21 protein-coding genes are annotated in these 23,101 nt (G+C 35.9%); 12 read left to right on the top strand and 9 right to left on the bottom strand.

From position 1 onward, the window contains the following. Positions 1 to 503: 503 nt before the first annotated feature. Positions 504 to 1,082, bottom strand: coding sequence for an RNA polymerase sigma factor (locus JM83_RS00605; RefSeq protein WP_144958392.1), 579 nt, complete (start codon positions 1,080 to 1,082; stop codon positions 504 to 506). A 102-nt stretch (positions 1,083 to 1,184) separates the two neighbouring features. Between JM83_RS00605 and JM83_RS00610 the strand changes: the two genes are divergently transcribed. From JM83_RS00610 to JM83_RS00625, 4 genes are all read left to right on the top strand, one after another. Further along, positions 1,185 to 2,342 carry a FecR family protein gene (locus tag JM83_RS00610; protein ID WP_144958394.1) on the top strand — a complete coding sequence of 386 codons (1,158 nt, stop codon included), beginning with the start codon at positions 1,185 to 1,187 and terminating at the stop codon, positions 2,340 to 2,342. Between the two features lie 178 nt (positions 2,343 to 2,520). Beyond that, a complete protein-coding gene (locus JM83_RS00615) occupies positions 2,521 to 5,790 on the top strand; it encodes a SusC/RagA family TonB-linked outer membrane protein (protein WP_186434925.1) in 3,270 nt (1,089 codons plus the stop codon). A 38-nt stretch (positions 5,791 to 5,828) separates the two neighbouring features. After that, a complete protein-coding gene (locus JM83_RS00620) occupies positions 5,829 to 7,172 on the top strand; it encodes a hypothetical protein (protein WP_144958398.1) in 1,344 nt (447 codons plus the stop codon). A gap of 115 nt (positions 7,173 to 7,287) precedes the next feature. After that, positions 7,288 to 9,825: a fused MFS/spermidine synthase gene (locus JM83_RS00625; RefSeq protein WP_144958400.1), complete on the top strand. Its 2,538-nt coding sequence runs from the start codon at positions 7,288 to 7,290 to the stop codon at positions 9,823 to 9,825. A gap of 461 nt (positions 9,826 to 10,286) precedes the next feature. On the opposite strand, the gene lpdA is transcribed toward JM83_RS00625, so the two are convergent. After that, the gene (lpdA, locus tag JM83_RS00630) at positions 10,287 to 11,690 is read right to left on the bottom strand and encodes a dihydrolipoyl dehydrogenase (protein ID WP_144958402.1); all 1,404 of its coding nucleotides are present in this window, start codon (positions 11,688 to 11,690) and stop codon (positions 10,287 to 10,289) included. Positions 11,691 to 11,786: 96 nt separating this feature from the next. Beyond that, the gene (locus JM83_RS00635; protein ID WP_144958404.1) at positions 11,787 to 12,248 is read right to left on the bottom strand and encodes an Lrp/AsnC family transcriptional regulator; all 462 of its coding nucleotides are present in this window, start codon (positions 12,246 to 12,248) and stop codon (positions 11,787 to 11,789) included. Positions 12,249 to 12,501: 253 nt separating this feature from the next. Between JM83_RS00635 and JM83_RS00640 the strand changes: the two genes are divergently transcribed. From JM83_RS00640 to JM83_RS00675, 8 genes are all read left to right on the top strand, one after another. Beyond that, positions 12,502 to 13,719 (top strand): aminotransferase class I/II-fold pyridoxal phosphate-dependent enzyme, encoded by a 1,218-nt coding sequence (locus JM83_RS00640; RefSeq protein ID WP_144958406.1) that lies wholly within the window; start codon positions 12,502 to 12,504, stop codon positions 13,717 to 13,719. A gap of 100 nt (positions 13,720 to 13,819) precedes the next feature. Then, positions 13,820 to 14,479 carry a deoxyribose-phosphate aldolase gene (gene deoC / locus JM83_RS00645; RefSeq protein ID WP_144958409.1) on the top strand — a complete coding sequence of 220 codons (660 nt, stop codon included), beginning with the start codon at positions 13,820 to 13,822 and terminating at the stop codon, positions 14,477 to 14,479. Between the two features lie 213 nt (positions 14,480 to 14,692). Beyond that, the gene (gene nhaC / locus JM83_RS00650) at positions 14,693 to 16,195 is read left to right on the top strand and encodes a Na+/H+ antiporter NhaC (RefSeq protein ID WP_144958411.1); all 1,503 of its coding nucleotides are present in this window, start codon (positions 14,693 to 14,695) and stop codon (positions 16,193 to 16,195) included. A 142-nt stretch (positions 16,196 to 16,337) separates the two neighbouring features. Next, positions 16,338 to 16,976 (top strand): peroxiredoxin, encoded by a 639-nt coding sequence (locus JM83_RS00655; RefSeq protein WP_144958413.1) that lies wholly within the window; start codon positions 16,338 to 16,340, stop codon positions 16,974 to 16,976. Between the two features lie 12 nt (positions 16,977 to 16,988). Further along, positions 16,989 to 17,303: a thioredoxin family protein gene (locus JM83_RS00660; protein WP_144958415.1), complete on the top strand. Its 315-nt coding sequence runs from the start codon at positions 16,989 to 16,991 to the stop codon at positions 17,301 to 17,303. Beyond that, a complete protein-coding gene (locus tag JM83_RS00665) occupies positions 17,284 to 17,532 on the top strand; it encodes a DUF6952 family protein (RefSeq protein WP_144958417.1) in 249 nt (82 codons plus the stop codon). The genes JM83_RS00660 and JM83_RS00665 overlap by 20 nt, the downstream gene beginning before the upstream one ends. Positions 17,533 to 17,663: 131 nt before the next feature. After that, entirely contained in the window at positions 17,664 to 18,164 is a 501-nt protein-coding gene (gene tpx, locus JM83_RS00670) for a thiol peroxidase (protein ID WP_144958419.1), read from the top strand. Next, on the top strand, positions 18,164 to 18,541 hold the full coding sequence (locus tag JM83_RS00675; RefSeq protein WP_144958421.1) for a diacylglycerol kinase family protein: 378 nt from the start codon (positions 18,164 to 18,166) through the stop codon (positions 18,539 to 18,541). The genes tpx and JM83_RS00675 overlap by 1 nt, the downstream gene beginning before the upstream one ends. Before the next feature lie 26 nt (positions 18,542 to 18,567). Here JM83_RS00675 and JM83_RS19060 read toward each other — a convergent pair whose 3' ends face one another. The 6 genes from JM83_RS19060 to JM83_RS00700 all read right to left on the bottom strand — a co-directional run bounded on the left by JM83_RS19060 (position 18,568) and on the right by JM83_RS00700 (position 22,939). Beyond that, the gene (locus JM83_RS19060) at positions 18,568 to 18,744 is read right to left on the bottom strand and encodes a hypothetical protein (protein ID WP_186434926.1); all 177 of its coding nucleotides are present in this window, start codon (positions 18,742 to 18,744) and stop codon (positions 18,568 to 18,570) included. Between the two features lie 227 nt (positions 18,745 to 18,971). Next, positions 18,972 to 19,421, bottom strand: coding sequence for a GNAT family N-acetyltransferase (locus tag JM83_RS00680; RefSeq protein WP_144958423.1), 450 nt, complete (start codon positions 19,419 to 19,421; stop codon positions 18,972 to 18,974). A gap of 57 nt (positions 19,422 to 19,478) precedes the next feature. Next, complete coding sequence (locus JM83_RS00685; protein WP_315897856.1) at positions 19,479 to 19,886, bottom strand: GNAT family N-acetyltransferase; 408 nt, start codon at positions 19,884 to 19,886, stop codon at positions 19,479 to 19,481. 150 nt (positions 19,887 to 20,036) lie between these two features. Beyond that, positions 20,037 to 20,954 (bottom strand): DUF5996 family protein, encoded by a 918-nt coding sequence (locus JM83_RS00690; protein WP_144958425.1) that lies wholly within the window; start codon positions 20,952 to 20,954, stop codon positions 20,037 to 20,039. A 180-nt stretch (positions 20,955 to 21,134) separates the two neighbouring features. Then, a complete protein-coding gene (locus JM83_RS00695) occupies positions 21,135 to 21,596 on the bottom strand; it encodes a hypothetical protein (protein WP_144958426.1) in 462 nt (153 codons plus the stop codon). A 203-nt stretch (positions 21,597 to 21,799) separates the two neighbouring features. Further along, entirely contained in the window at positions 21,800 to 22,939 is a 1,140-nt protein-coding gene (locus tag JM83_RS00700; protein ID WP_144958428.1) for a hypothetical protein, read from the bottom strand. Between the last annotated feature and the right edge of the window lie 162 nt (positions 22,940 to 23,101).

A 23,101-nucleotide genomic window follows, 5' to 3' on the forward strand; every position in this document is an offset into this window, starting at 1 on the left:
CTGGGAGCTACCTTTGGTGATTTTTTTACATTAGCTGTCCTATATTAGACCCTGAATTAAAACCGCCTGAACGGCATTGTCGGGCAGGTTCATGGTGACGCCATAGTATTGATTTTAACCTGTAAAAATCATTAATCAAAACGTCCTGCTGAACTTGTTTCAGCATCTATGGGTCACTGTCGTTCTTTCAAAAACTGCCACAAGCGGGTTCTGAAAGAATCCATTGCGGAGGCTAAGCATTTTCCTAACGAATTGAACTGGGAAAAAGGACAAGCATTCTGAATGGTCTTAAAGACAAATGCCAAGTAATTACATGATGACGCTGTCGTGGAGTTGACTGGTTCTAAAATTTTTTTTATTGCATGAAAATAATGTACAGAGATAGAGAAGCAAAGTAAAAGCTTAAAATATTGAAGTTTTTTTGCTCATTCTAGATCAAATTAAATCACTCTATCTTACTTATCATGGATTGAGTTTTTTCTATTTTTTTTATCGCCTAATTTTCAAACAAACAACAAAAAAAGGAAAGCGCCCATATTTGTAGGGAGGCTTACCCTTTCTCGGATAAGGCAAAATGCCTTTGTTATATGTGCTTCAACCGTTTTAGTGGAAATATTGAGATGTTCAGAGATTTCTACATTGCTCAATCCTTCCTTCTTGCTCAACAGAAATATATTTTTACATTTTGGGGGCAGATTTTGAATTTCATTTTGAACTAAAAGATACAGTTTTTCTAAAACATTATAATCTTCTTCAACAATAGCATCAAGCGTTTCAATATATTTTTTCTCCAGTATTGTTACAGATCGATTTTTTCTATATTGGTCTATAAACTCATTATGAACAGATTTGTACAAAAAACTTTTAATAGAAAAACATTCATTTAAATATTTGCGTTTTTCCCATGTTTTTATATATACATTCTGTACAATGTCTTCGGCCAATGCCTTATCGTTAACCAAACTATTTGCATACACACACAATTGATGATTGTAACTGTTTACCAAAAATGAAAAAGCATCTCCATCACCTTTTTTTAGGTGCCCTATTAAATTGGCATTTTCTTTGAATCTTCGGCGCATTTCTTGCTAAATACTAATTGTTTGTTAAACAATGTTACAATATTACTAAAAAAAAAATCAAATTTATTAAGGGTTTTGTGAATGGGCTTCGTTATATAATAAATGAAAAGTACAAGAAGCAAAAAATTACTGGCGAAATATTTCACAGGTTCCATATCTACAACCGAGTTGGATGATCTTATGTTATGGCTCGAAAAAAAGGATACTGAAGACTTATTTATTTCTAGTTCAAAAATAGATCACGCAATCCGCAACAATATGTCCCAATACAACACAAAAAAGACCGAAAAGCTGCTGCTTGACAGAATAAGGAAAGATAAAAATTTCTTAAATAGGTTTAAGATTAAAAAGTTTTTTAAATATGCTGCTGCTGCAGTGCTATTTATTAGTATTGGTTATTTTTCACATAATAATTTTAAAACAGCAAATAAAAATGATGTTACAACCACTAATAAAAATGAGATCATCCTGCAATTGGAAGACGGAAACATTAAAATTCTCTCTGAAGATGGAACAGAGAGAGTTGTAAATAATGACGGAACGATAATAGGTTCGCAAAAAGGAAATCAATTAATATATGACAATAAAGCAACAATAGAAAAATTGGTTTACAACACCTTGACCGTGCCTTATGGAAAAAGGTTTGAGTTGAGGCTATCCGATGGCACTCATATTTTTTTAAATTCAGGAACTTCTTTAAAATACCCCATTAAATTCTTAAAAGGAAAAGAACGACAAGTGTACTTAAATGGGGAAGCGTTTTTTGATGTCACAAAAGATACCGATCATCCTTTTATTGTTAATATGAACAATGTTGGAGTTCGAGTATTTGGCACAAAGTTTAATGCGTCCTCCTATCCAGAAAATGATGAAGTAAATACAGTACTGGTAGAAGGTTCGGTGAGCATTTTTAATAATAACATGGAGTATAATAAAAATTCCGCATCCCTATTAAAACCCGGATTCATCGCATCTTGGAATAAGCACAACAAAGAAATTTCTATTGAAAAAGCAGATATAGCGATGCATACAGCTTGGATAGAAGGACGAATTCTATTTAGACATTTACCATTTAAAAATATTATAAGGAAACTAGAGAGACATTATGATGTAACTATTATAAACAACAATAAAAAATTAGATGAGGAATTTTTTACTGCCAGTTTTGATATAGAAACCATCGAACAAGTCTTAGAAGTATTTCATAAAAACTATAATATAAATTACTCTATAATCAACGATCAAATAATAATTAACTAAAAGCTTTTAAATATGGTATAAAACTTCTTCAAAACCTAATACATAATCAAAAATAAGACCTATGTCCTTATATTTTATACTTTAAAATATATACATATAAAAAAATCAGAAAATGCTGGAACATTTTCCGATTTAAACCATGATTAATAATATTAACCAATTAATTCACTACAAAAATATGAAAAATCTATTTAAGCAAAGGGAGTTACCCTCTTTTCAATTAAAATTCGATTTAAAAATGAAGCTTAGCACATTATTCCTAGTAGTTTCTTTCCTCAATCTCTATGCAAATGATTCTTATGCACAAAAAACCAAGATTTCATTGCACATGGAAAATGCTACAATTGAAGAGGTTTTGTACAAAATAGAATCATTAAGCGATTTTAAATTTATGTTCAACGACAGTGAAGTTGATTATAAAAAGAAAGTTACTGTTATAGCCAATCGAGAACGCATATCATCTATTTTAACAACCGTGTTCTCAAATTCAAACGTAGATTTTGAAGTATTTAAAAAACAAATCATTTTAAAAAATGATTTGTTAAAAAATCAAGACAATGTTGTTCCTGTTAAAGATGTAAAGTTGATCCAACAACGACAAATAACCGGGAATGTCTCAGATATAAACAACCAACCATTATTAGGTGTAAATGTTCTGGTTGAAGGAACTGCTACAGGAGAAATGACAGATTTTGATGGCAATTTTAGTATTAACGTGGATTCTGAACAGGCCGTATTGGTGTTTACCTATGTTGGTATGAAAACCGTTCGCAGGGTAGTAGGGCAAAATACTACAGTAGATGTTCGAATGGTACAAGATGACCAATCTTTGGACGAAGTTATCATTACGGCGACTGGTGCCCGTAAACGGGTAGAGATGGGTAATTCAATAGCCAACCTAAAAGTTTCTGATGATGTTAAAGAGCGTCCTATTAACAACGTTTTTGATGTTCTTCAAGGTCAAGCTGCTGGTGTCTCAATAGGAGCCAGTGGAGGATCGGTAGGTATGGGCTCTAAAATTAGAATTAGAGGTTCCAACAGTGCTTCATTATCCAATGAACCGGTAATTTATGTAGATGGTGTTTTAATTAACAACGAATCCAATTCAATTTCCTTCGAAACCGGAGGGCAATCTCCATCAAGGTTGGATGATATCAATCCAGAAGATATTGAGACCATAGAAATTGTTAAAGGACCTTCAGCTGCAACACTCTACGGTTCCATTGCTGCCAATGGGGTAATTTTAATCACAACAAAAAAAGGAAAAGCTGGCGAACCAAGATGGTCGGCATTTTTGGAAAGTGGATTGGTAGAAGATATAACAACCTACCCAAAAAATTACCAGGCACTTGATGCGGCTGGAAATCCAGGGTTCAATTTTGAAGCTGCAGATGGAACTTTTGTACATAGTACAGTAAACTCTTTTCAACCTCTTAATGATTCCCGTACCTCGCCTTTCCGTACCGGTTATTCGGTTGGTGCTGGTTTAAGTGTTTCTGGTGGAGGGGAATTTGTAACATACTTTCTATCTGGTAGTCTTTCCAATAACGAAGGTGTTGTACCTGTGAGCAATATTAAAAAATCAAATTTCAGGGGAAATTTTGGCGCTCAAATCACAGATGAATTAAAGGTGAGCTTAACAACAAGCTATACAAATAGCGATTTGGAGCTGCCGTTAAACGATAATTTTGCACTTGCTTTAATGAGCCAAGGCCTTAACGGCACCTCGTCAATTGATGTAAATGACGGTTGGGGAGAATTTACCCCTGCAGAACTGTTTACCATTGATACAAGACAATTGATAAACCGTTTTACAACGGGTTTGGAAACCATTTGGAAACCATCTGAAAAAATAAATGTTCGTGTATTTGGTGGCCTTGATTTTACATCGCGCTGGGATTCTCAATTTTTTCCTACAGGAGAGGCTCCAGCCTTTCTGAATTATGACAAAGGCGCACGTTTTTCAAACAGGTTCAATGACTTTGTTTACACATTAGATGCTGTGGGTTCATATAGCACAAATTTTACTGAAAATATTACATCACGTTCATCTGTAGGGCTTCAATATTTACAAAAACTCACGCAAGGAACTTTTGCAACTGGCCTACAATTGGTTGCTGGTAGTAATTCCATAGCTGGAGCTGCAGTTACCTTAAGCAATGAGCAAACCATTGAGCAACGTACAATTGGCGCTTTTTTTGAAGAACAAATAGGATTTAATGACAAGTTATTTGTAACTGGTGCAGTTCGTACAGATAGAGGAAGTTCATTTGGTTCTTCTTTCAAATCTGTTTTTTACCCTAAATTAAGTGCTTCTTGGCTAGTTTCAAATGAAGATTTTTTTAATCCAAATGATAAAAGTTGGATCAATTCCTTAAGATTAAGAGGTGCATGGGGAGCTTCAGGTGTTCAACCTGGTACAAACGATGCTCTACGATTTTTTGATCCAATTGCCGCAACTGTTGATGGCGTTAGCGTTACAGGGGTTACCATTGGAGGTATAGGAAACGCAGATCTTAAACCAGAACGTTCAGAAGAATTGGAATTTGGAGCCGATATAAAATTATTCTCCAACCGCATAGGTCTTGATCTAACATACTTTAACAAACAAACAGAAGACGCATTAATTTTTAGACAATTACCTCCATCACTTGGTGCTGGTGCTGGACGTTTTGAAAATTTAGGTTCTGTTAAAAATTCGGGGGTTGAAATAACTTTGAATACAAACATTGTACAAACTGAAAAACTTTATTTTAACCTAGATATAGTGGCATCATTTATTGATACTGAACTTAAAAAATTAGGGGAAGGCATTCAACCAGTTATATTTAATGGTGTGCAAAGACATGTAGAGGGCTATCCTTTAGGTGGATATTGGGATGAACAATATACTTATAATGATGACAATGGTGATGGTTTTATTGGTCAGAATGAAGTGCAGGTTGGAGAAACAGTTTATTTAGGAAACCCTTTTGCTACAACTGACATTACATTTTCTCCAACTGTAGGGATATTTAACAATGCACTTTCTTTTAGGGGATTGTTAAATTACAAAGACGGTCAAAAACTTTATAACAATACCGGAGCTTGGAGAAACGGAAACAGCAACACCCAGGAGTTGAACGACCCTAATGCCTCACTTGCTGGACAGGCACGGGCAGTTGCTTCAAAGTTCTTTGGTACCAATGCTGGGTATATTGAAGATGCGTCATTTTGGAGACTAAGGGAAATATCCCTTACTTACAATGCACCTCCAAAATTTGTAAGTACTATTGGATTTTCACGTGCCAGTCTCACATTATCTGGTCAAAATTTAGGAATATGGACTGATTATTCTGGTCTAGATCCTGAGATTAGCTCAACAGGCCAGTCTAATTTCGCTACTGAGGAATTCCTTAGCCAACCACCTACTCGTTCATGGAAGATTCGTTTAAATCTCTCATTTTAATAACTTAATTAATAAATAATTATAGATATACTTGAATTATGAAAAAATTAATAAAAAATATAAATAGGGATAGTAGTTTTAAAGGGCTGTTTCTAATTAGCCTTTCACTCCTTCTTGCTATTGGAACAATATCTTGTGATAGTATCGTTGATGTTACAGATCCAGATATTGTTACTCCTGAATCTTTAAATAGCGAAGCCGGAATACAAACACTTAAAGCAGGTTCCTTAGGAGATTTTGCTATTGCAATGAGTGGGGCAGCTGCTGGGCATGGTGCAACAACCGGATTGATAACAATGAGTGGTCTGATGGCTGACGAATATGATTATTCCGGCACGTTTCCAACACGTCGTGAAGGGGACACTAGAATTCTGCAAAATACCAATAGTGATATGGATAATATTTTTTCGAACATGCACAGAGCACGTGCTGGAGCTGAAGCTACTATTGATTTAGCTCAAGGTTTTGGAGGAGTTCCTGATGTAGAAAGTGAAATGCAAAGTATTGTAGGTTTTTCTTATGTTATGTTTGCTGAAACTTTTTGTGGTGGGGTTCCTTTTAGCAAAGTGCCATCTGATGGTGGAGCTATTATCTATGGGGAACCATTAACACAGACAGAAATGTTTAACGCTGCTGTTACTTGGTTTGATCAAGCACTTTCAAGTAGTAGTGGAAACTCAGATTTAGCCAATCTGGCTCGAGTTGGTAAAGCACGTGCACTTCTAGGATTAGGTCAAATTAGTGATGCTGCAACTGAAGTTTCAACTGTACCAACAGACTTTGTTTACAACATCGAGCATTCGGTTAACAGTCCAAGACAAGAAAACGGTATTTATGTTATGAGTACGCTCCGTAGACAGTTTTCAATAGCTGATGGTAAAGGAGGTAATGGATTAATGTATCGTTCAGCAAATGATCCTCGTACTCCTTGGGATGGAGGTACGGCTTTTGGGCAAGATGATATTACATTGTATTACAATCAGTTAAAGTTTCCATCTTCAAACGCTTCAGTAGCACTTGCTTCAGGAATAGAGGCACGTTTAATTGAAGCAGAGGCAGAAGCTGACATGGGTAATGCTTCAGGCGTTCAAGCTATACATAATACTCTTAGAGCCACTATAAGCCTGCCAGCTTTAGATTTCTCTGGTTTAACAGGGGATGCTCTTATGTTAGCTCATATGAGTGAACGTGCTTTTTGGCTTTATAGTACTGGGCATCGCCATGGTGATCTTAGACGTCTTGTTGACGTTTACGGTATGCAAGCCTCAGATGTCTTCCCATGGGGGGCCTATTTTAAAGGGGGTGAATACAGTACCAATCTCAAGTTTCCAGTTCCTCAATCAGAGGCCAATAACCCTAATTATGCTGGATGTTTAGACTAAGGAGAAGGGCTGTTTTATAACTGTTTTTGATTAAAAAGAGGTTTGAAAGAGCCTCTTTTTAATTTACAAGCAAAAGATATATTTGTACTAAATTTGGCATAGCAATTACTTATCTATGATTGAAAATAAGGAAACGCATAGTAATATAAGTTCAAGACATTTTTCCGTTTTATCGTTATTGTTTTTTTTGTCGGGAACTGCAGGGCTCATACTACAGGTTGTTTGGATGTATCGCTTGGGATTGATTTTTGGAAATGCCGCCTATGCAACGGCAGCTACATTAGCTGCTTTTTTTCTTGGACTGGCAATAGGTGGATGGTTTTTAGGGAATGCTTCAGCCAAATTTAAGCGTCCACTTTCTGCTTATGGCTTTATGGAAATTGGAATAGCCTTAACAGCATTATTATTAATTCCAGGGATCGAATTTTATGAAACGCACTATGCCTCTTTAGTTACTCTTACCAATGGTAAACAAAGTTTACTTACTGTATTAAAATTCGCTTTTAGCATAATACTCCTTCTTGTTCCAACAGTACTTATGGGAGGAACATTTCCTGTATTAGCACAATTTATAGGGAAAGAAAAGCGTCAACTTGCAAGTAGGGGAACCATTTTATACGCTGTAAATACCTTAGGAGCTTCAATTGGTGCTTTGTTGGCTGGGTTTTTACTTCTTTCAAGATATGGTGTGGATGCAACATATTATTTTACCATAGTTTTAATCGCAAGTATAGGTTTTATTGCAATTTTTATGGATAGATTACTTATTGTAAACAAAGAAGTAACTTCAATTGAAAAAGATAAAAGTGCTTCGAAATCTATAAAAAAGTTAGAGGGAATTAATTATTCCGAATTAAAAATACTGGCATTCTCCTCAGGTTTATTGGCGCTATCAGCTGAAACCGTTTGGACAAAGATGTTCGCCCAAGTATTGCAAAATTCTATCTATTCATTTTCGGCAATTTTAGTGGTTTTTCTTTTTGCATTGGGAATTGGTGGACTTCTATCGCATATTTTAGTAAAAATCTTCAGTAATACTAAATATGTAGTATTAACTCTTCTATTATTAGGTGCTATTAGCACTGGTTTTTCGCCTTATGTATTTAATACATTGACCAATGGATTGGGCTATTTAGCTCCAAGCGCATCTTGGCTCTCATACCTTGCTGCTGTATTTAAGTTGAGCTTTCTAGTCGTGTTTTTTCCAACCGTAATTTTTGGTGCTATTTTTCCTTTTTTGTTAAAAGCATCTCCTTTTTTAAATCAAGCTCCTGGTAAATTTGTGGGTAGATTAATTTTGTTCAACTCAATAGGTAGTGCTATTGGACCAATAATTGTCGGATTTATTTTACTCGATGCAATTGGCATTTGGACAACAATAAAAGTTGTTGCTGTTTTATATGGATGCTTGGCTCTATTTATTTCATTTAATTTTAATAATAAACCCATAAAAAAGTGGTTGTTGATACCCACACTCGTGATTATTGGCATTGTCTCACTACCAAATCCACCTATAGTACTCTTGGAAAAAGGTGAAACGATTTTAAAAACATGGCAATCTAGTGATGGTGTAGTATCAATAGTTCAATCTGATAAAAATATTCAGATGCGACTGGATAATTTTTATGTGCTTGGAGATTCCCGTTCTATTCTGGTCGAACAAATGCAAGGTCATATACCTCTAATGATTCATCCTAAACCAACTAAGACTTTGTTTTTAGGAATGGGTACAGGCATTACTGCTGGTGCTTCCTTAAGTCATGATGTAGAACGTGTTGTGGTTGTAGAATTGGTTTCTAATGTTATTCCGGCCGCAAAACAATATTTTTCTCCGTGGGTTAATAATCTTTTTAATGATAAGCGGGTTGAGATTATTGCAGATGATGCTCGTAATTTTTTACTTGGTACAAGTGAAAAATTTGATGTAATTGTAGGAGACCTTTTTACGCCTTGGCATGCCGGGACAGGAAGTCTTTATACTGTTGAACATTTTAAGCAGGCAAAAAAGCATCTTAAAAAAGGCGGTGTTTTCGCGCAATGGCTTCCATTATACCAACTAACACCTGAAAGTTTTGAAATTATCACTAAAACATTTGCCACAGTATTTCCCGAAGTAACCTTATGGCGTGGTGATTTTTCCGGCTCGCGTGCAAGTATTGTTTTGGTAGGCCAAGAAAAAGGCTCTAAATTAAATGAGGAGGTCATTAAAAAAAATATCAAACATGTTATTGGCACTACTCAAGATAAATCAAATAAAACTACTGAACATATGGTAGGACTGTTTTATTTAGGAAACTTAAAGTCCATAAAAAAACGTTTAACAAACATTGAGGTAAATAATGACGACTTTAGACCTGTAGAGTTTAAAGCACCTATTTTATCACAACAGGCAAACTCAGGTAAAAACTCCTACATTATTGAGGAAAAGTTATTTAGTCTTTTAAAAATGTTAAATAAAAATCTCCCCGCCACTAAGGATCCTTATTTGTCTGAATTACCACCAAATGAATTAAAATATGTGGAAGTCGGATTCTTATATTTTAGGTATTTGCAACTAAAAGAAAATGGAAACGAAAGTGATGCCAATAAAATCCTTGAACAAATTAATCTTATAGCGCCAAATTTTTTAGATGAGTCTAATGAATCTTTATAAAATTGTAATGAATTCAATACCACCCCCCTTCTTTTTTTAACAAATCCATTTTGTCATTTATTGATGTCCGATAAAAAATGTAGAATTCTCCGTAGTTACTATTTAACTAAAGAATTCAACATATTTTTAAAAGAGACACCTTGCTTTATTTAAGTTTTAAATCCGTCGTTGAGTCCAACAACCAATTCTCCTCTTTGCAAAGGTCTCGTCATCTTGATATGAGATATCGAGATTATCCAAGTGCAGACGAAACATGTTTTAGAAATCATTGCATTTTCAGCGAAGTCGAGAAATCTATTTTACTTAGAGATTCTTCAAACCGCTGTGCTTCTTTCAGAATGCTATTTGTAATAAATTGTCAGTCTTAGATTGTCAAATACTTTTTGAATTACCAAGCACCCTTCGGCATCCCGATAGCTATAAGAAAAATATGGCAACATTAAAAAAATGGGTCTTAGCCCCTATATATGCATCGCTCTATCGTTAGCAGCTAAGGCCGCTTCCTTCACTGCTTCAGCATAAGTTGGATGTGCATGACTCATTCTTGCTATATCTTCGGCAGAAGCTCTAAACTCCATTGCTGTTACAGCTTCAGTTATCAAATCGGCTACACGGGCACCAATCATATGGACACCTAAAACCTCATCGGTCTTAGCATCGGTCAGGATTTTTACAAATCCATCAGTATCTCCACTGGCACGAGATCTGCCTAAAGCTCTCATTGGGAACTTCCCTTCTTTATAATCTACTCCGGCTTTTTTCAATTCTTCTTCAGTTTTACCAACTGCAGCAACTTCTGGCCATGTGTAAACAACACCTGGAATCAAGTTATAATCGATATGCGGTTTTTGTCCGGCGATCAATTCAGCAACCATGGTTCCTTCCTCTTCTGCCTTATGCGCTAACATCGCTCCTCTTACTACATCTCCAATTGCATAGATATTCTTCACATTGGTTTGTAAATGATCGTTCACCGCAATCATCCCAAGTTCTCCCATTTTCACTCCAGCAGCATCCACATTTAATCCATCTGTAAAAGGTCTACGTCCTACAGAAACCAAGCAATAATCTGCTTTGAACTCTACTTCGTTTCCTTTCTTATCATCTGCCTTAATAGCGATCTCATCACCATTGCGCGCCACAGACTTCACTTTATGGCTAACATTGATCTTCATGCCTTGTTTCTTGAGCACTTTATTTAGCTCTCTAGAAAGCGCAGCGTCCATCGTTGGAATAATTCTATCCATAAATTCAACAACGGTCACTTCAGATCCAAGTCTTTTGTATACTTGTCCTAATTCCAGTCCAATTACTCCCCCTCCAATAACAACTAAATGTTTGGGAATTTCCTTAAGTTTTAAGGCTTCGGTAGAAGTGATCACACGCTCTTTATCTAGGTTGATAAATGGCAAATTAGAGGGTTTGGATCCTGTAGCGATTATAGTATGTTTTGCTTCCAAGGTTTCTTGTCCGCCTTCGGTTTTATCTACTAAAATATGGGTAGCATCTTTAAAGGAACCAACTCCTTCATAAACATCCACCTTATTCTTATCCATCAAGAATTTGACTCCATCGCAAGTTTGAGAAACCACAGAAGATTTTCTGCTCATCATTTGCTCTAAATTCACCTTGATTTCCCCAGAAATCTCGATTCCATGCGCTTCAAAATGCTTCACCGCATCATCATAATGGTGTGAAGAATCCAATAAAGCCTTACTTGGGATACAACCTACATTTAAACAAGTGCCTCCCAATGTGGAATATTTTTCAATGATCGCAGTTTTCAGTCCTAATTGTGCGCAACGTATGGCGGCCACGTATCCTCCGGGACCAGATCCAATTATTACTACATCATATGTGCTCATAAATATGTTTTTAATGTTTTGATGAAAATCGATTACAAAACTACGATTATTATAGACAATGACCAATCAGGAACTTCGAGGTTTTTCGAATTGTACTCACAACAAATCGATCGCTGTTGTACTCTTAACCGGACTAATAATAAAAGTGCTCTGTGTACTCCCAATATGATCGAGACTGGTGAGTTTGTTTAGCATAAATTCCCGATAGGCCTCCATATCCCTCACCAAGATTTTCAAAATATAATCATATTCCCCACTTACATGATAACATTCCAGCACCTCTTGCAGTTGGGCAACTTCATCTTCAAATTTAACCACATAGGTTTTGGAATGCTGCACCAGTTTTATCTGGCAAAAAACCATAAACGATTTTTCTACCTCCGCAGGTTTTACCAAAGCCACATATTTGGAAATCACATTATTACGCTCCAACCTTTTTATACGCTCAAAAATGGCGGTTACCGAGAGGTTTAATTCCAAGGAGAGCTTTTTATTGGTGATCTTACTATTAACTTGTAGTTTATGAAGGATTTTTTTGTCGATATCATCTAAGTTCATCCTGAATTTTTTTCGGTTATAAAAGATGAAAATAATAAATTCCCGATCAAAATTCTTGTTTATTTAATATTCGTAGTTTTTTAAACTGAATTTTATACTATATATTGACTAATTATCTATAAATTATTTACTTTGAAGTAAATCAAGAACCTCGGGGCAAGCCCACGAGCTATGCATTGGAAACTATTTTTAAAAATTCGAGGCAAGCCTCGGGGAATTAAACCCTCGATGAGGGATTAAAATAAGTGCTATCATGAAATACAAACCAGCAAACCACATTCAAGACCTTCAGTATTTTGGGGAATTTGGAGGCGTAAACCCTTCTATCTCCGATTCTTCCACCTATACTTTTCTTTCAGCTAAGACCATGTTCGATACGTTCGAGGGAAATGCCGATGGTTGCTATTTATATTCCAGGCACTCTACTCCTTCCAACCTTTATTTAGGCGAAGCATTGGCTGCCATGGAAGGTACCGAGACTGCAAACGTTGCAGCTTCTGGAATGGGCGCGATTACCGGTGCACTTTTACAGCTTTGTAAAGCAGAGGATCATATAATTTCCAGTAGAACTATTTATGGAGGAACTTATGCCTTTTTAAAGAATTTTGCGCCAAGATTTAATATCCAAACCAGCTTTGTGGACATTACTAAATTAGAAACAGTTGAAGCTGCCATAACGCCAAATACCAAAGTATTGTACTGCGAATCGGTTAGTAATCCATTATTGGAAGTGGCAGATATCGCCGGGCTTTCCAAGATCGCAAAAAAACACGGACTTACCCTGATAGTAGACAACACCTTTTCCCCACTCTCCATCACTCCAACAGAATTGGGAGCAGATGTGGTAATTCACAGTTTAACAAAATTCATAAATGGCAGTAGCGATACGGTAGGCGGAGTTACTTGTGGCACGCAGGAATTCATCAATTCTTTGCGAAGTGTAATCGATGGTGCTAATATGTTATTGGGGCCAACGATGGATAGTTTGCGTGCTGCTTCTATCTTGAAGAACATGAGGACTTTGCATATTAGAATGAAACAACACAGCAAAAATGCGCTGTTCCTAGCTAGAAAGTTTGAAAAAGATGGGTTTAGAACGGTGTATCCCGGCTTAGAATCGCACCCAAGCCATGAACTATTCAAATCTATGATGAACGAGGATTACGGATTTGGAGGAATGCTCACCATAGATGTAGGGAGCTTGGATAAGGCAAATGAATTGATGGAATTAATGCAAGAGCGAAATCTTGGATATTTAGCAGTGAGCTTAGGTTTTTATAAAACTTTATTCAGTGCTCCGGGAACATCTACTTCTTCTGAAATCCCTGCGGAAGAGCAATTGGAAATGGGACTTACAGATGGGTTAATTCGTTTTTCCATAGGATTGGATAACGATATTGAGCGCACCTATAAAATGATGAAAGATTGTATGGAAACGGTTGGCCTTCTGCAAAATATCCGTACGAAATAAGATTTTTAGATAATTTATAGCAATGCCTGATAGAATGGATTTTCTATCGGGCATTTTTTTAATAGATTAGTTTTATCTTAGAGCCATTAAAAAGCAAACTATGCTACCTATCAATTCCTATATAGATCACACCTTGCTCAAATCTACCGCAACCGTGGACGATATCACTAGGTTATGTGATGAAGCCAAGACCTATAACTTCTTTTCGGTGTGTATTAATGGCTGCTATGTGCCTTTAGCTGAAGAACTATTACGGGATTCTAAAGTGAAGATCTGTACTGTCGTTGGGTTTCCTTTGGGAACAATGTCTTCCAGAGCTAAAATATTTGAAGCAGAAGATGCTATTGGATATGGCGCAGATGAAATTGATATGGTGATGAACCTTGGCCTTTTTAAATCTGGAAAATTAAATTTATTGGAAACCGAGATCGCATCTATTAAGAATATAATTGGCAGAAAAATTTTAAAAGTCATTATAGAAACCTGTTACCTTACTTTAGAAGAAATAAATATCGCGAGCAAAATAGTAGAAAATGCAGGAGCCGATTTCGTTAAAACTTCTACGGGTTTTGGACCAAAAGGTGCAACATTAGAAGTAGTTTCAGAAATAAAACAAGCGATCTCTCCAAATATGAAGATAAAAGCTTCGGGTGGAATTAGGGATTTCATAACTGCTAAGACATATATCAACCTTGGCGTAGCTCGCATTGGGACCTCCTCTGGAATTGCCATTCTCAATGGAGAAAAGAGCTTGTTGTAAGCTATATTGTTTAAATTGAGCAAAGCCTTTTTTAGGTCAATTTCTTCAGAAAAATTTTTGCCCTTACAATTTTTAAACTTTAGCTGAACACTCGCTAATCATCTTTATTTTCAAAAAACCACATAGCTCTTTCTATCAGAAAAGGCCTCTAAAATATTAGGGTTGCAAAATATGTGTTAAAATCGTAACATTACGAACCGAAAATAAATCTTAATGGAAGGCAACACCAATCACCAAGAAAATGACCCACTAATTGTAAATAGAGAATTGAATATTTGGGAAGCACTTATCCCAGTATTTGCTTTAATTGGCATGTTGGCATTTAACGTGTACGTTTTTGGAGATGATGCCCTTAGCGGTTCCAATCAATTTATTTTATTATTGGGAGGTGCCGTAGCTGCGATCATAGGTATTCTGAATAAAGTGAAATTCAGCAGCATGATAGATGAAGTTGCCAACAACGTACAAAGTACCACAGGTGCCATCTTGATTTTGTTGATGGTAGGTTCATTGGCCGGGACTTGGATGGTAAGCGGAATTATTCCCACGATGATCTATTACGGACTTCAAATTTTAAATCCCACTATATTTTTACCTGCTACGGTTATCATATCTTCTATCATATCTGTTGCCACAGGAAGTAGCTGGACCACATCTGCTACGGTAGGTATTGCTTTAATAGGTATTGCAAATGCGTTGGACATCTCGGTTGGAATGACGGCCGGGGCCATACTTTCTGGAGCTTATTTTGGAGATAAAATTTCGCCTTTAAGCGATACCACCAACCTTGCTCCTGCAATGGCAGGAACAGATCTTTTTACACATATTAAATATATGTTGTATACTACGGTGCCAACCATTGTTATAACTATTATCATATTCATCTTTATCGGTCTTAGTTTGGACGTTACGGGAACTACAGATACATCTGCGATATTAAATACCATAGAATCTACATTTGCAATTACCCCGTGGTTGTTCGCAATACCTGCAATCGTAATTTTCTTGATCGTCAAAAAAACCTCACCGCTTATTGCCTTATTAATTGGGACATTATTGGGAGCTGCAGCCGCTGTGATCTTTCAGCCAGGAATTTTAATGCAGGTTTCAGGGGTAGAAAATTTAGATTTTATATCGGGATACAAAGCGATCATGAATTCTATGACCGTAGATACCGCCATAGTTACCGATAACGAAACTTTGAACGATCTGTTTTCTTCCGGAGGAATGGCTGGTATGCTTGGAACCATTTGGTTAATACTTTGTGCCATGGTTTTTGGAGGAATTATGGAAGCTATTGGCGCCTTAACCAAAATAAGTTCTGCTTTACTCAATCTTTTCCACACCACTTTTGGATTGTTTGCCAGCACCGTATTCAGTTGTTTAGCATTAAATCTTACGGCATCAGATCAATATCTTGCGATCGTGGTTCCAGGAAAGATGTTTGCAAAAGCATATAGGGATAAAGGCCTAGCTCCAGAAAACTTAAGTAGGACCTTGGAAGATTCTGGAACTGTAACTTCCGTCCTGGTGCCATGGAATACTTGTGGAGCATACCATAGTGGAGTTTTAGGAGTACCTACACTTTCCTATGCAGGCTATGCATTCTTCAATTATATCAGTCCGTTCATGACTTTACTTTTTGCTGCTTTCAGCATTAAAATAAGGCAATTAACCACACAACCGGCTCAACCTCAAACGACTAATCCATGCTAAATAGAAAATATCTATTCATAATTCATTTAATCATAGTCAAAATTTATAATGTAATAAGAAATTAAAATTTCAATAGCCCGCAACTATAGGCTATTTTTCTATTTTTGCCATTGAATATTAACAAATACAAAATATACTCAATATGGCATTAGTTGGAAAAAAATTCCCGGATTTAGCAGTAAACGCAATGAATGAAATGGGCGATACTTTCAAGTTGAATATTCTTGAAGAGGCTCAAAAAAACAATAAAAAAGTCTTGTTGTTCTGGTACCCAAAAGATTTTACTTTTGTGTGCCCTACAGAATTGCACGCTTTTCAAGCTGCACTTGCAGATTTCGAAAAAAGAAATGTAATGGTTGTTGGAGCGTCATGTGATACAGCAGAGGTTCATTTTGCATGGTTGAACACCGCAAAAGATAATGGAGGAATAGAAGGTGTTACGTACCCAATCCTTGCAGACTCTAACAGAAACCTTAGTTCTCAACTTGGAATTTTGGATATTTCCAATGAGGAGTACGACGAAGAAACTGGAGCAATTACAGTAGAGGGGGACAATGTAACGTATCGTGCTACTTATTTAATTGATGAAGAAGGAACTGTATTTCATGAAGGCATTAACCACATGCCACTGGGAAGAAACGTACAAGAGTTCATCCGTTTGGTAGATGCTTATACGCATGTTCAGGAAAAAGGAGAAGTTTGTCCTGCAAACTGGGAAGAAGGAAAAGAAGCCATGACAGCAGATCGTAAAGGTGTGGCATCATACTTAAGCCTAAACTAAAAAAGAAAGATCATGGTAAAGGAATTGGAACAAGATAATTTACAAGATATCGTTGCCGAAAATGGTACTGTAATGGTACAATATATGGCAGGATGGTGTGGCAATTGCAGGGTGATGAAACCTAAATTCAAAAAATTGGCAGGAGAAAATGAAAGCACTTCTTTTTTAATGGTAGATGCTGAAAAATTTCCGGAATCCAGAAAAATGGCCAATGTGGATAATTTGCCAACCTTTGCCGCTTTTAAAGATGGAAAATTAGTGAACCAAGTTCAAACCAATAAGTTTGAATTGTTAAAAGACCTAGTAAATGAAGTTACCAGTAATTAGACATTTGCAAAAAAACAATAATTCTGAAAAACTTCAGAATGCCATCGATGTATTAGAGAGTTTTACAGAACATAGATCTGTGACCGATGAGGAAATGGATGTGATAGGTGAATTGATCACTAATTTATGTGGTGCTGTAGAAGTACATCAGCTCATCGAAAATGGTGAATCTGAAATAGATGCAGCCAATCTTTTCGTTAAGAAAGTGATGGGTTCCATAGACCGATAGTCACCTAAAAATTTATATAAGTAGCGGCTGATTTATTAATTAAATCAGCCGCTACTGTTTTATGATAATTTTAGTAAAACCCCATTTCATATATATTAAATTTAGCGTTTATAACAATAGAGACGGGATTTATGCCACAGATAACTTTAAGAGAGAATAAAATTACCACTTATGGTAATTTACCTGAAATTGGAGAAAAAGCTCCATATTTCGAATTGGTTCGTTCAGACATGTCCAAAGCAAATTTGAATGATTTTAAAGGAAAAAGGTTGATTTTGAATATTTTTCCTAGTATAGATACCAATGTATGTGCTACCTCTGTTAGAAACTTTAACGAACGAGCCATAAAACTTAATAATACAGAGGTTTTATGTATTTCCAGAGATCTTCCATTTGCCCTAAAACGATTTGCAGATGATGAAGGGTTGGATAAAGTAACCAACCTATCAGATTTTAGACAAGGTGATTTTGGAAAAGATTACGGGGTAGAAATGATGGATGGTCCTTTAGAAGGACTCCTTTCCCGCGTGGTAATCGTTCTAGATGAAGAGGGAAAAGTAATACATGCCCAACAAGTACCTGATATATCCCAAGAACCTGACTATCTTGCAGCTTTAAAAACTTTATTATAGTGAAGGATAGTTATCTGGGCAAAAGAATACGTGGTGGGGGTTATGCAGTTAGAGGAGCATGGATCTTACTAAAAACCGAACCAAGTATACAAGTCCAGGCAATAATCTCTGTTGTGGTTTGTATTGCCGGATTATATTTTGATATTACAAAAACCGAATGGATCTTTCAAGTTTTTGCGATCGGATTGGTATTTAGTACAGAAGGCCTAAATAGTGCTATAGAAGGAATTGCAGATTTTGTTCATCCAGATTTTCACAGTAAAATAGGATATATTAAAGATGTTGCTGCTGGTGCTGTATTGTTTGCTGCGTTAACTGCAGTGATCATTGCTGGTTTTATTTATTTCCCCTATTTGTTCCCAAGCTTTTTCAGCTAAAAACAAGGAAAAACCCGAAGGTTGATTTAAACAAATGCTGCCATTAGAATTCCTCCAATTGCTCCAGAGCTTATTCCTGCGACAATTCCCAATGTTGGAACACCAATTATCCCACCTAAAACCAATCCTAAACATATTCCAAAAATGCAGCCCAAACACAAGCCAATAAAAACTTGAGTCTTTTTCTCGTAAATTTTTTTCATAATCGATAGAATATTAAAAACAAAGGGGTTGATTAAACCTTTAATCAATACTATTAGATCGCGTAATAAATATTAGGGAATAAATTATACTGGGGGGACCTAGGCAATTAAAACAAAAAACGAACTTTAAATTCGTTGCTTAAAAACATCTCGATGGAAGGGCATTCGTGAATAGAGGGGTAAACTTAATTTATTTAATTCAAAAATCAAAATTACAATTCACTTATTTAAAGTGACTTACAAAAACAGACGCTGTTTTTAATGCCTGAATATTGCCCATAATTTGGGATTACTTCATAGCCCGCTTTGTAATACAGACCAATGGCATCCTTAAAAGTAATTCCAGTTTCTAAAATACATTTTTTATAACCCAGCTCTCTTGCCCAACTTTCCAATTCTGAAAGTATTGTGGTAGCAACCTTTTTTCCTCTTCCAGAGGGGAGCACAAACATTCGTTTGATTTCTGCTGTCTCTTCATCAAAATCTTTAATTGCACCACAGCCTATGGCTTCTCCATTATCATACGCCAAAACAACATGCTTGATAGCATCTATTTTATTGTACTGATCGAAAAAGTCATGCTCATCGCCATCTCTAATCGTTAATTCCTTATCCAACAGTTTATTCAAAATAATAAAATCCGGATGCTTGGAAGTGGTTCTTTTTAATGCTATCATGTTCTGTAAATATTGGGGTTTTAAAGTTGCGCATGTAGAAAAATACTGAATTATTCCTTAAGCTCTCCATTTATACAACATGAGCACTTCATCAGATTTTGGAAGCGTGATCATTTCTGAAAAATTCAACTCTAATTTTTCAAGCAACTTTTGAGATCCTAAATTTTCGGGGTTTGTTATTGCGCTAATCTGGGATAATCCAAAATCTGAAATACCTATCGCTTTGATCTTTGTGGAACTTTCCAAGGCATAGCCTTGCCTTTCATGCTCTGGTAAAAAAGCAAAGCCAATATCTATCCCGTCTACTCCTTCCCTATCGTACAATCCACAGCAGCCAATTTTTGCATCATCAGATTTTCTGATCACGGTATAATTTCCGAAGCCATTTTTCTTAATAACGGGTAGTATGTTATCACGAATATAAGTTTCGGCATCTTGAATATCACTAATATTTCTATCTCCTATGAACCGAAGCTATTTTGGAGTATTCAGCAATTCTAAAAATAAAGCTGCATCTTTCAAAGTGGTCGGCCTCAATAATAGTCGCTCTGTTTGATAAGTCAAGTCTTGATTCATATAGAAATTTTCATCTGCTAAAGATCGAAAATTTAGCGATCAACTCACAACTTGTTTTTCCAAGACTTTCCTATCCCAATTTGCAAGATTTGCTGCATTGTTATAAGTGCTATGCAAAAACGCCAACAGCATTTTAGATGGATCTTCAGATTGCTGCACATCTTTATAAGGCAAAATAAATTCTCCCAGATCCTTAAAATAATATCCATTTTTAGGTCTTATATGCGAATCATTAAAACTTTTTGGTTCGGGGTAGATATAATTATAGAATGCTGCAAATGGCAACATTTCATTCCCGGGCCAAAATCCGCTACTGCTTACTTCATGAGAATATGCTTCCTGTGCAACCCAGTCTGGTAAATTAGGAATTCCCCCAGGGTGTTTGGGCGCCTCTTTTCCAGAAAAGCGCGAAACTGCTAAATCAAAACTGCCCCAAAAGAAATGGACAGGGCTTGACTTCCCAATAAATTCTGCGCGAAATTTATTAAAAACCTCATCTACATTCAATAAGGCCGTATGCCATTTAGAGGCCTGCACAGGATTATACTCATTATGTTTCTCATCCTTATCCAAAGGAATGGGATCTACCATTTCATTGGGTATCGTATTTATTTTTACCTCGATCCCAAATTTTTTCAAGCAATCGATCACATTTTTATAGCAACCGGCAACGGACATGTTCTTTAAATCAAAAGAACTATGCTCTCCTTTGCTAGTTACAATTTGCAACTCATGATCTATAAAGTCGAAATTGATCTGAAAATGTTTATTTTCTGAAGGTATATCTCCCGTTGTTAATCCGCGGGGGCTTACAAACAATGTGGTATGCCACGAATGATTTATCCAAGGCATTTGTGTCAATTTTACTTTCCCAGCGATCTGGGTCCATAAATGAATGGTCTCATAGGTTCCTTTAGCATCTTGGTAGGACAATGCCGGCCAATTTTCCTTTTTCATGATTTCTTAATTAGCGAGTTATAATATTTAAAAAACCAATAATCAGATAATTGATTATTAGTCACTCTAATTTAAGGCTAAATTTTTAAAAAATAAAGGTTAAGGTTTCATTGAAACTCAAATAGGTACATTAACCATAAAAGCTTTGTCCAAAAAAATTGAAATGGTATAGGCTCAAGATTAAGTTATTTCCAGCTCCAACTGCCTGTTATTTTCTTCGGCTTGTTTATCCAATAGGGTACCAAGCGCAATACCTATAGACATTCCAATAGGAAGCCCAATCGCCATAAAGGAGTAATTATTCCATATTACAGAAAATACGATGCCCAAGGGAAGCCCGAAGGCAGACATTCCAATTGCCAACCATAGATTACGGTAATAATTTTTTGGAACAATTTCGAGGTTTTTATGGATATTGTTTAACAATAGCATCTTTGCAGATTTTATTTTAGACAAAAACCTAGGGTGATCATCCAAACAAGCATTTAAATGTTCTATCTCCACATTCATTTCTACGAGTACCTCTGGGGGAAGTTCTCTGTTTTGCAGTTCTTGAACGAGTTTTTCAAGCAATATATATTCCTTGATTATGGCATTTTTCTTTTTAGAAAAAGTGCGCTTCTTTAGGCGTTCTAGTTCCATACTCTATAATTTTATCACTGTTCGTGCAAATAAATTGTAGGGAACTCATTATTGCTTTGATTATTAAACTGTTTATATGACGCTTCTTTTGAATTTTGTTACTGCAAAATATTTACTTTTTATAAAAAAATTGAACGTTATCCTATACTGTTTCAATATACCTAAGGATCCTTGAATTACAACTATATGAAGCTCTTCAAACTTTAAAAAGACACCCCTAAATTCATAAATATTCCGTTTACTGAAGGTGTTATTTCCGCCAACAGATACTTGGATCCGAATTTCCTTCTTATTCCCGCTCCCATGTTTAAAGTTGGAAAAGGCACTATACTGGTTTCACTTCCTGTATTTATGGAATCCACAAATTTATAATCTGTCTTAAAAAGAATTCCTACTCCAAGACCCGCATATGCATAGGGTTGAAAAACTTTTGAAGCACCCTGGATTCTATAGCCAATAGGGATAATACTTAAAACCTGCCACCTGTAATTGGAAGTTCCGTTTTGAATTTCCCGGGAACCATTTTCATTCTCATCGAACCAACCATGATAAGATATTCCTTGAATTCTGGATAATTTTCTTGATTTCTCTACCTTGGTCTTATTTCTATAAAATGCAGCTCTAATAAAATCTCCTTGTTCAAATTTTAATACTGAAATTCCAACAGTTACATCGTAACTAAACACCTGTTCTTCCTCATACACTTTTGTGGGATAGTCTTTCCTGAACTTAGAATTATAACTTACAATATCCTTTTGTATTCCTTTTTCAGAAAATTTAGACCTTCTATTCCTATAATTATCCTTTACAGGTTCATTTCCCACAAAACTTTGAATGCCTAAATATTTAACATCCCCCTCCGAATAATTATTTCCCTCAATTTGTAAATAATCCTTATTGCCTGGTCTAAATATATGGGCTTTTTGATTGGTGCTATTATTTGCCACATAAAATTCGGAAGGTTTTTTTGTGCCTCTTAATAGCCATAAATCGATTTTTCCTTCAACTATCTTTTTTGCAAAAACAAAGGTTGTGTCTTTATTGTCTTTTATGCGTTGTATTCTATGGAACGTACGCTTGTTCTTAAATCCAAACTCCAAAAGGTCGGTTGTTTTAAATTTTGAAACGGTAGTCCCTTCCCGCTCCTTTTTAAATAGAACCATATTTGCCATTTCGGCATCGATTTTATCATATAGAAATCCTTTAATAGTATCATTTTTAACAGTAACTATATAGCCCCTTTTATAATTGCCTTTGTCCCCAATCTCAGTTGCACTTGATTGAGCCTTGCAATGAAAGGAAACCGATAAAGCACAACTAAATCCTATTAAAAATATTTTCATTTTAAATTTTTGGGACAAACTGATTAATATCAGCTAAATTTTATAATTATGTTTGGTGTACAAACCACTATGATACCCGACCACCATATCAAACATATTAAAATTAAGTCTTGCGCCCTCTACTAGAAGAAAATAAGATTATTTAATTATCAACACTTCTGG

It is taken from the genome of Gillisia sp. Hel_I_86 (assembly GCF_007827275.1).
GTDB lineage: Bacteria > Bacteroidota > Bacteroidia > Flavobacteriales > Flavobacteriaceae > Gillisia.

Coding starts and splice junctions, on each gene's coding strand:
- JM83_RS00605 (WP_144958392.1), bottom strand. CDS start 1,082: ATGCGCCGAAGATTCAAAGAAAATGCCAATTTAATAGGGCACCTAAAA.
- JM83_RS00610 (WP_144958394.1), top strand. CDS start 1,185: ATGAAAAGTACAAGAAGCAAAAAATTACTGGCGAAATATTTCACAGGT.
- JM83_RS00615 (WP_186434925.1), top strand. CDS start 2,521: ATGAAAAATCTATTTAAGCAAAGGGAGTTACCCTCTTTTCAATTAAAA.
- JM83_RS00620 (WP_144958398.1), top strand. CDS start 5,829: ATGAAAAAATTAATAAAAAATATAAATAGGGATAGTAGTTTTAAAGGG.
- JM83_RS00625 (WP_144958400.1), top strand. CDS start 7,288: ATGATTGAAAATAAGGAAACGCATAGTAATATAAGTTCAAGACATTTT.
- lpdA (WP_144958402.1), bottom strand. CDS start 11,690: ATGAGCACATATGATGTAGTAATAATTGGATCTGGTCCCGGAGGATAC.
- JM83_RS00635 (WP_144958404.1), bottom strand. CDS start 12,248: ATGAACTTAGATGATATCGACAAAAAAATCCTTCATAAACTACAAGTT.
- JM83_RS00640 (WP_144958406.1), top strand. CDS start 12,502: ATGAAATACAAACCAGCAAACCACATTCAAGACCTTCAGTATTTTGGG.
- deoC (WP_144958409.1), top strand. CDS start 13,820: ATGCTACCTATCAATTCCTATATAGATCACACCTTGCTCAAATCTACC.
- nhaC (WP_144958411.1), top strand. CDS start 14,693: ATGGAAGGCAACACCAATCACCAAGAAAATGACCCACTAATTGTAAAT.
- JM83_RS00655 (WP_144958413.1), top strand. CDS start 16,338: ATGGCATTAGTTGGAAAAAAATTCCCGGATTTAGCAGTAAACGCAATG.
- JM83_RS00660 (WP_144958415.1), top strand. CDS start 16,989: ATGGTAAAGGAATTGGAACAAGATAATTTACAAGATATCGTTGCCGAA.
- JM83_RS00665 (WP_144958417.1), top strand. CDS start 17,284: ATGAAGTTACCAGTAATTAGACATTTGCAAAAAAACAATAATTCTGAA.
- tpx (WP_144958419.1), top strand. CDS start 17,664: ATGCCACAGATAACTTTAAGAGAGAATAAAATTACCACTTATGGTAAT.
- JM83_RS19060 (WP_186434926.1), bottom strand. CDS start 18,744: ATGAAAAAAATTTACGAGAAAAAGACTCAAGTTTTTATTGGCTTGTGT.
- JM83_RS00680 (WP_144958423.1), bottom strand. CDS start 19,421: ATGATAGCATTAAAAAGAACCACTTCCAAGCATCCGGATTTTATTATT.
- JM83_RS00690 (WP_144958425.1), bottom strand. CDS start 20,954: ATGAAAAAGGAAAATTGGCCGGCATTGTCCTACCAAGATGCTAAAGGA.
- JM83_RS00695 (WP_144958426.1), bottom strand. CDS start 21,596: ATGGAACTAGAACGCCTAAAGAAGCGCACTTTTTCTAAAAAGAAAAAT.
- JM83_RS00700 (WP_144958428.1), bottom strand. CDS start 22,939: ATGAAAATATTTTTAATAGGATTTAGTTGTGCTTTATCGGTTTCCTTT.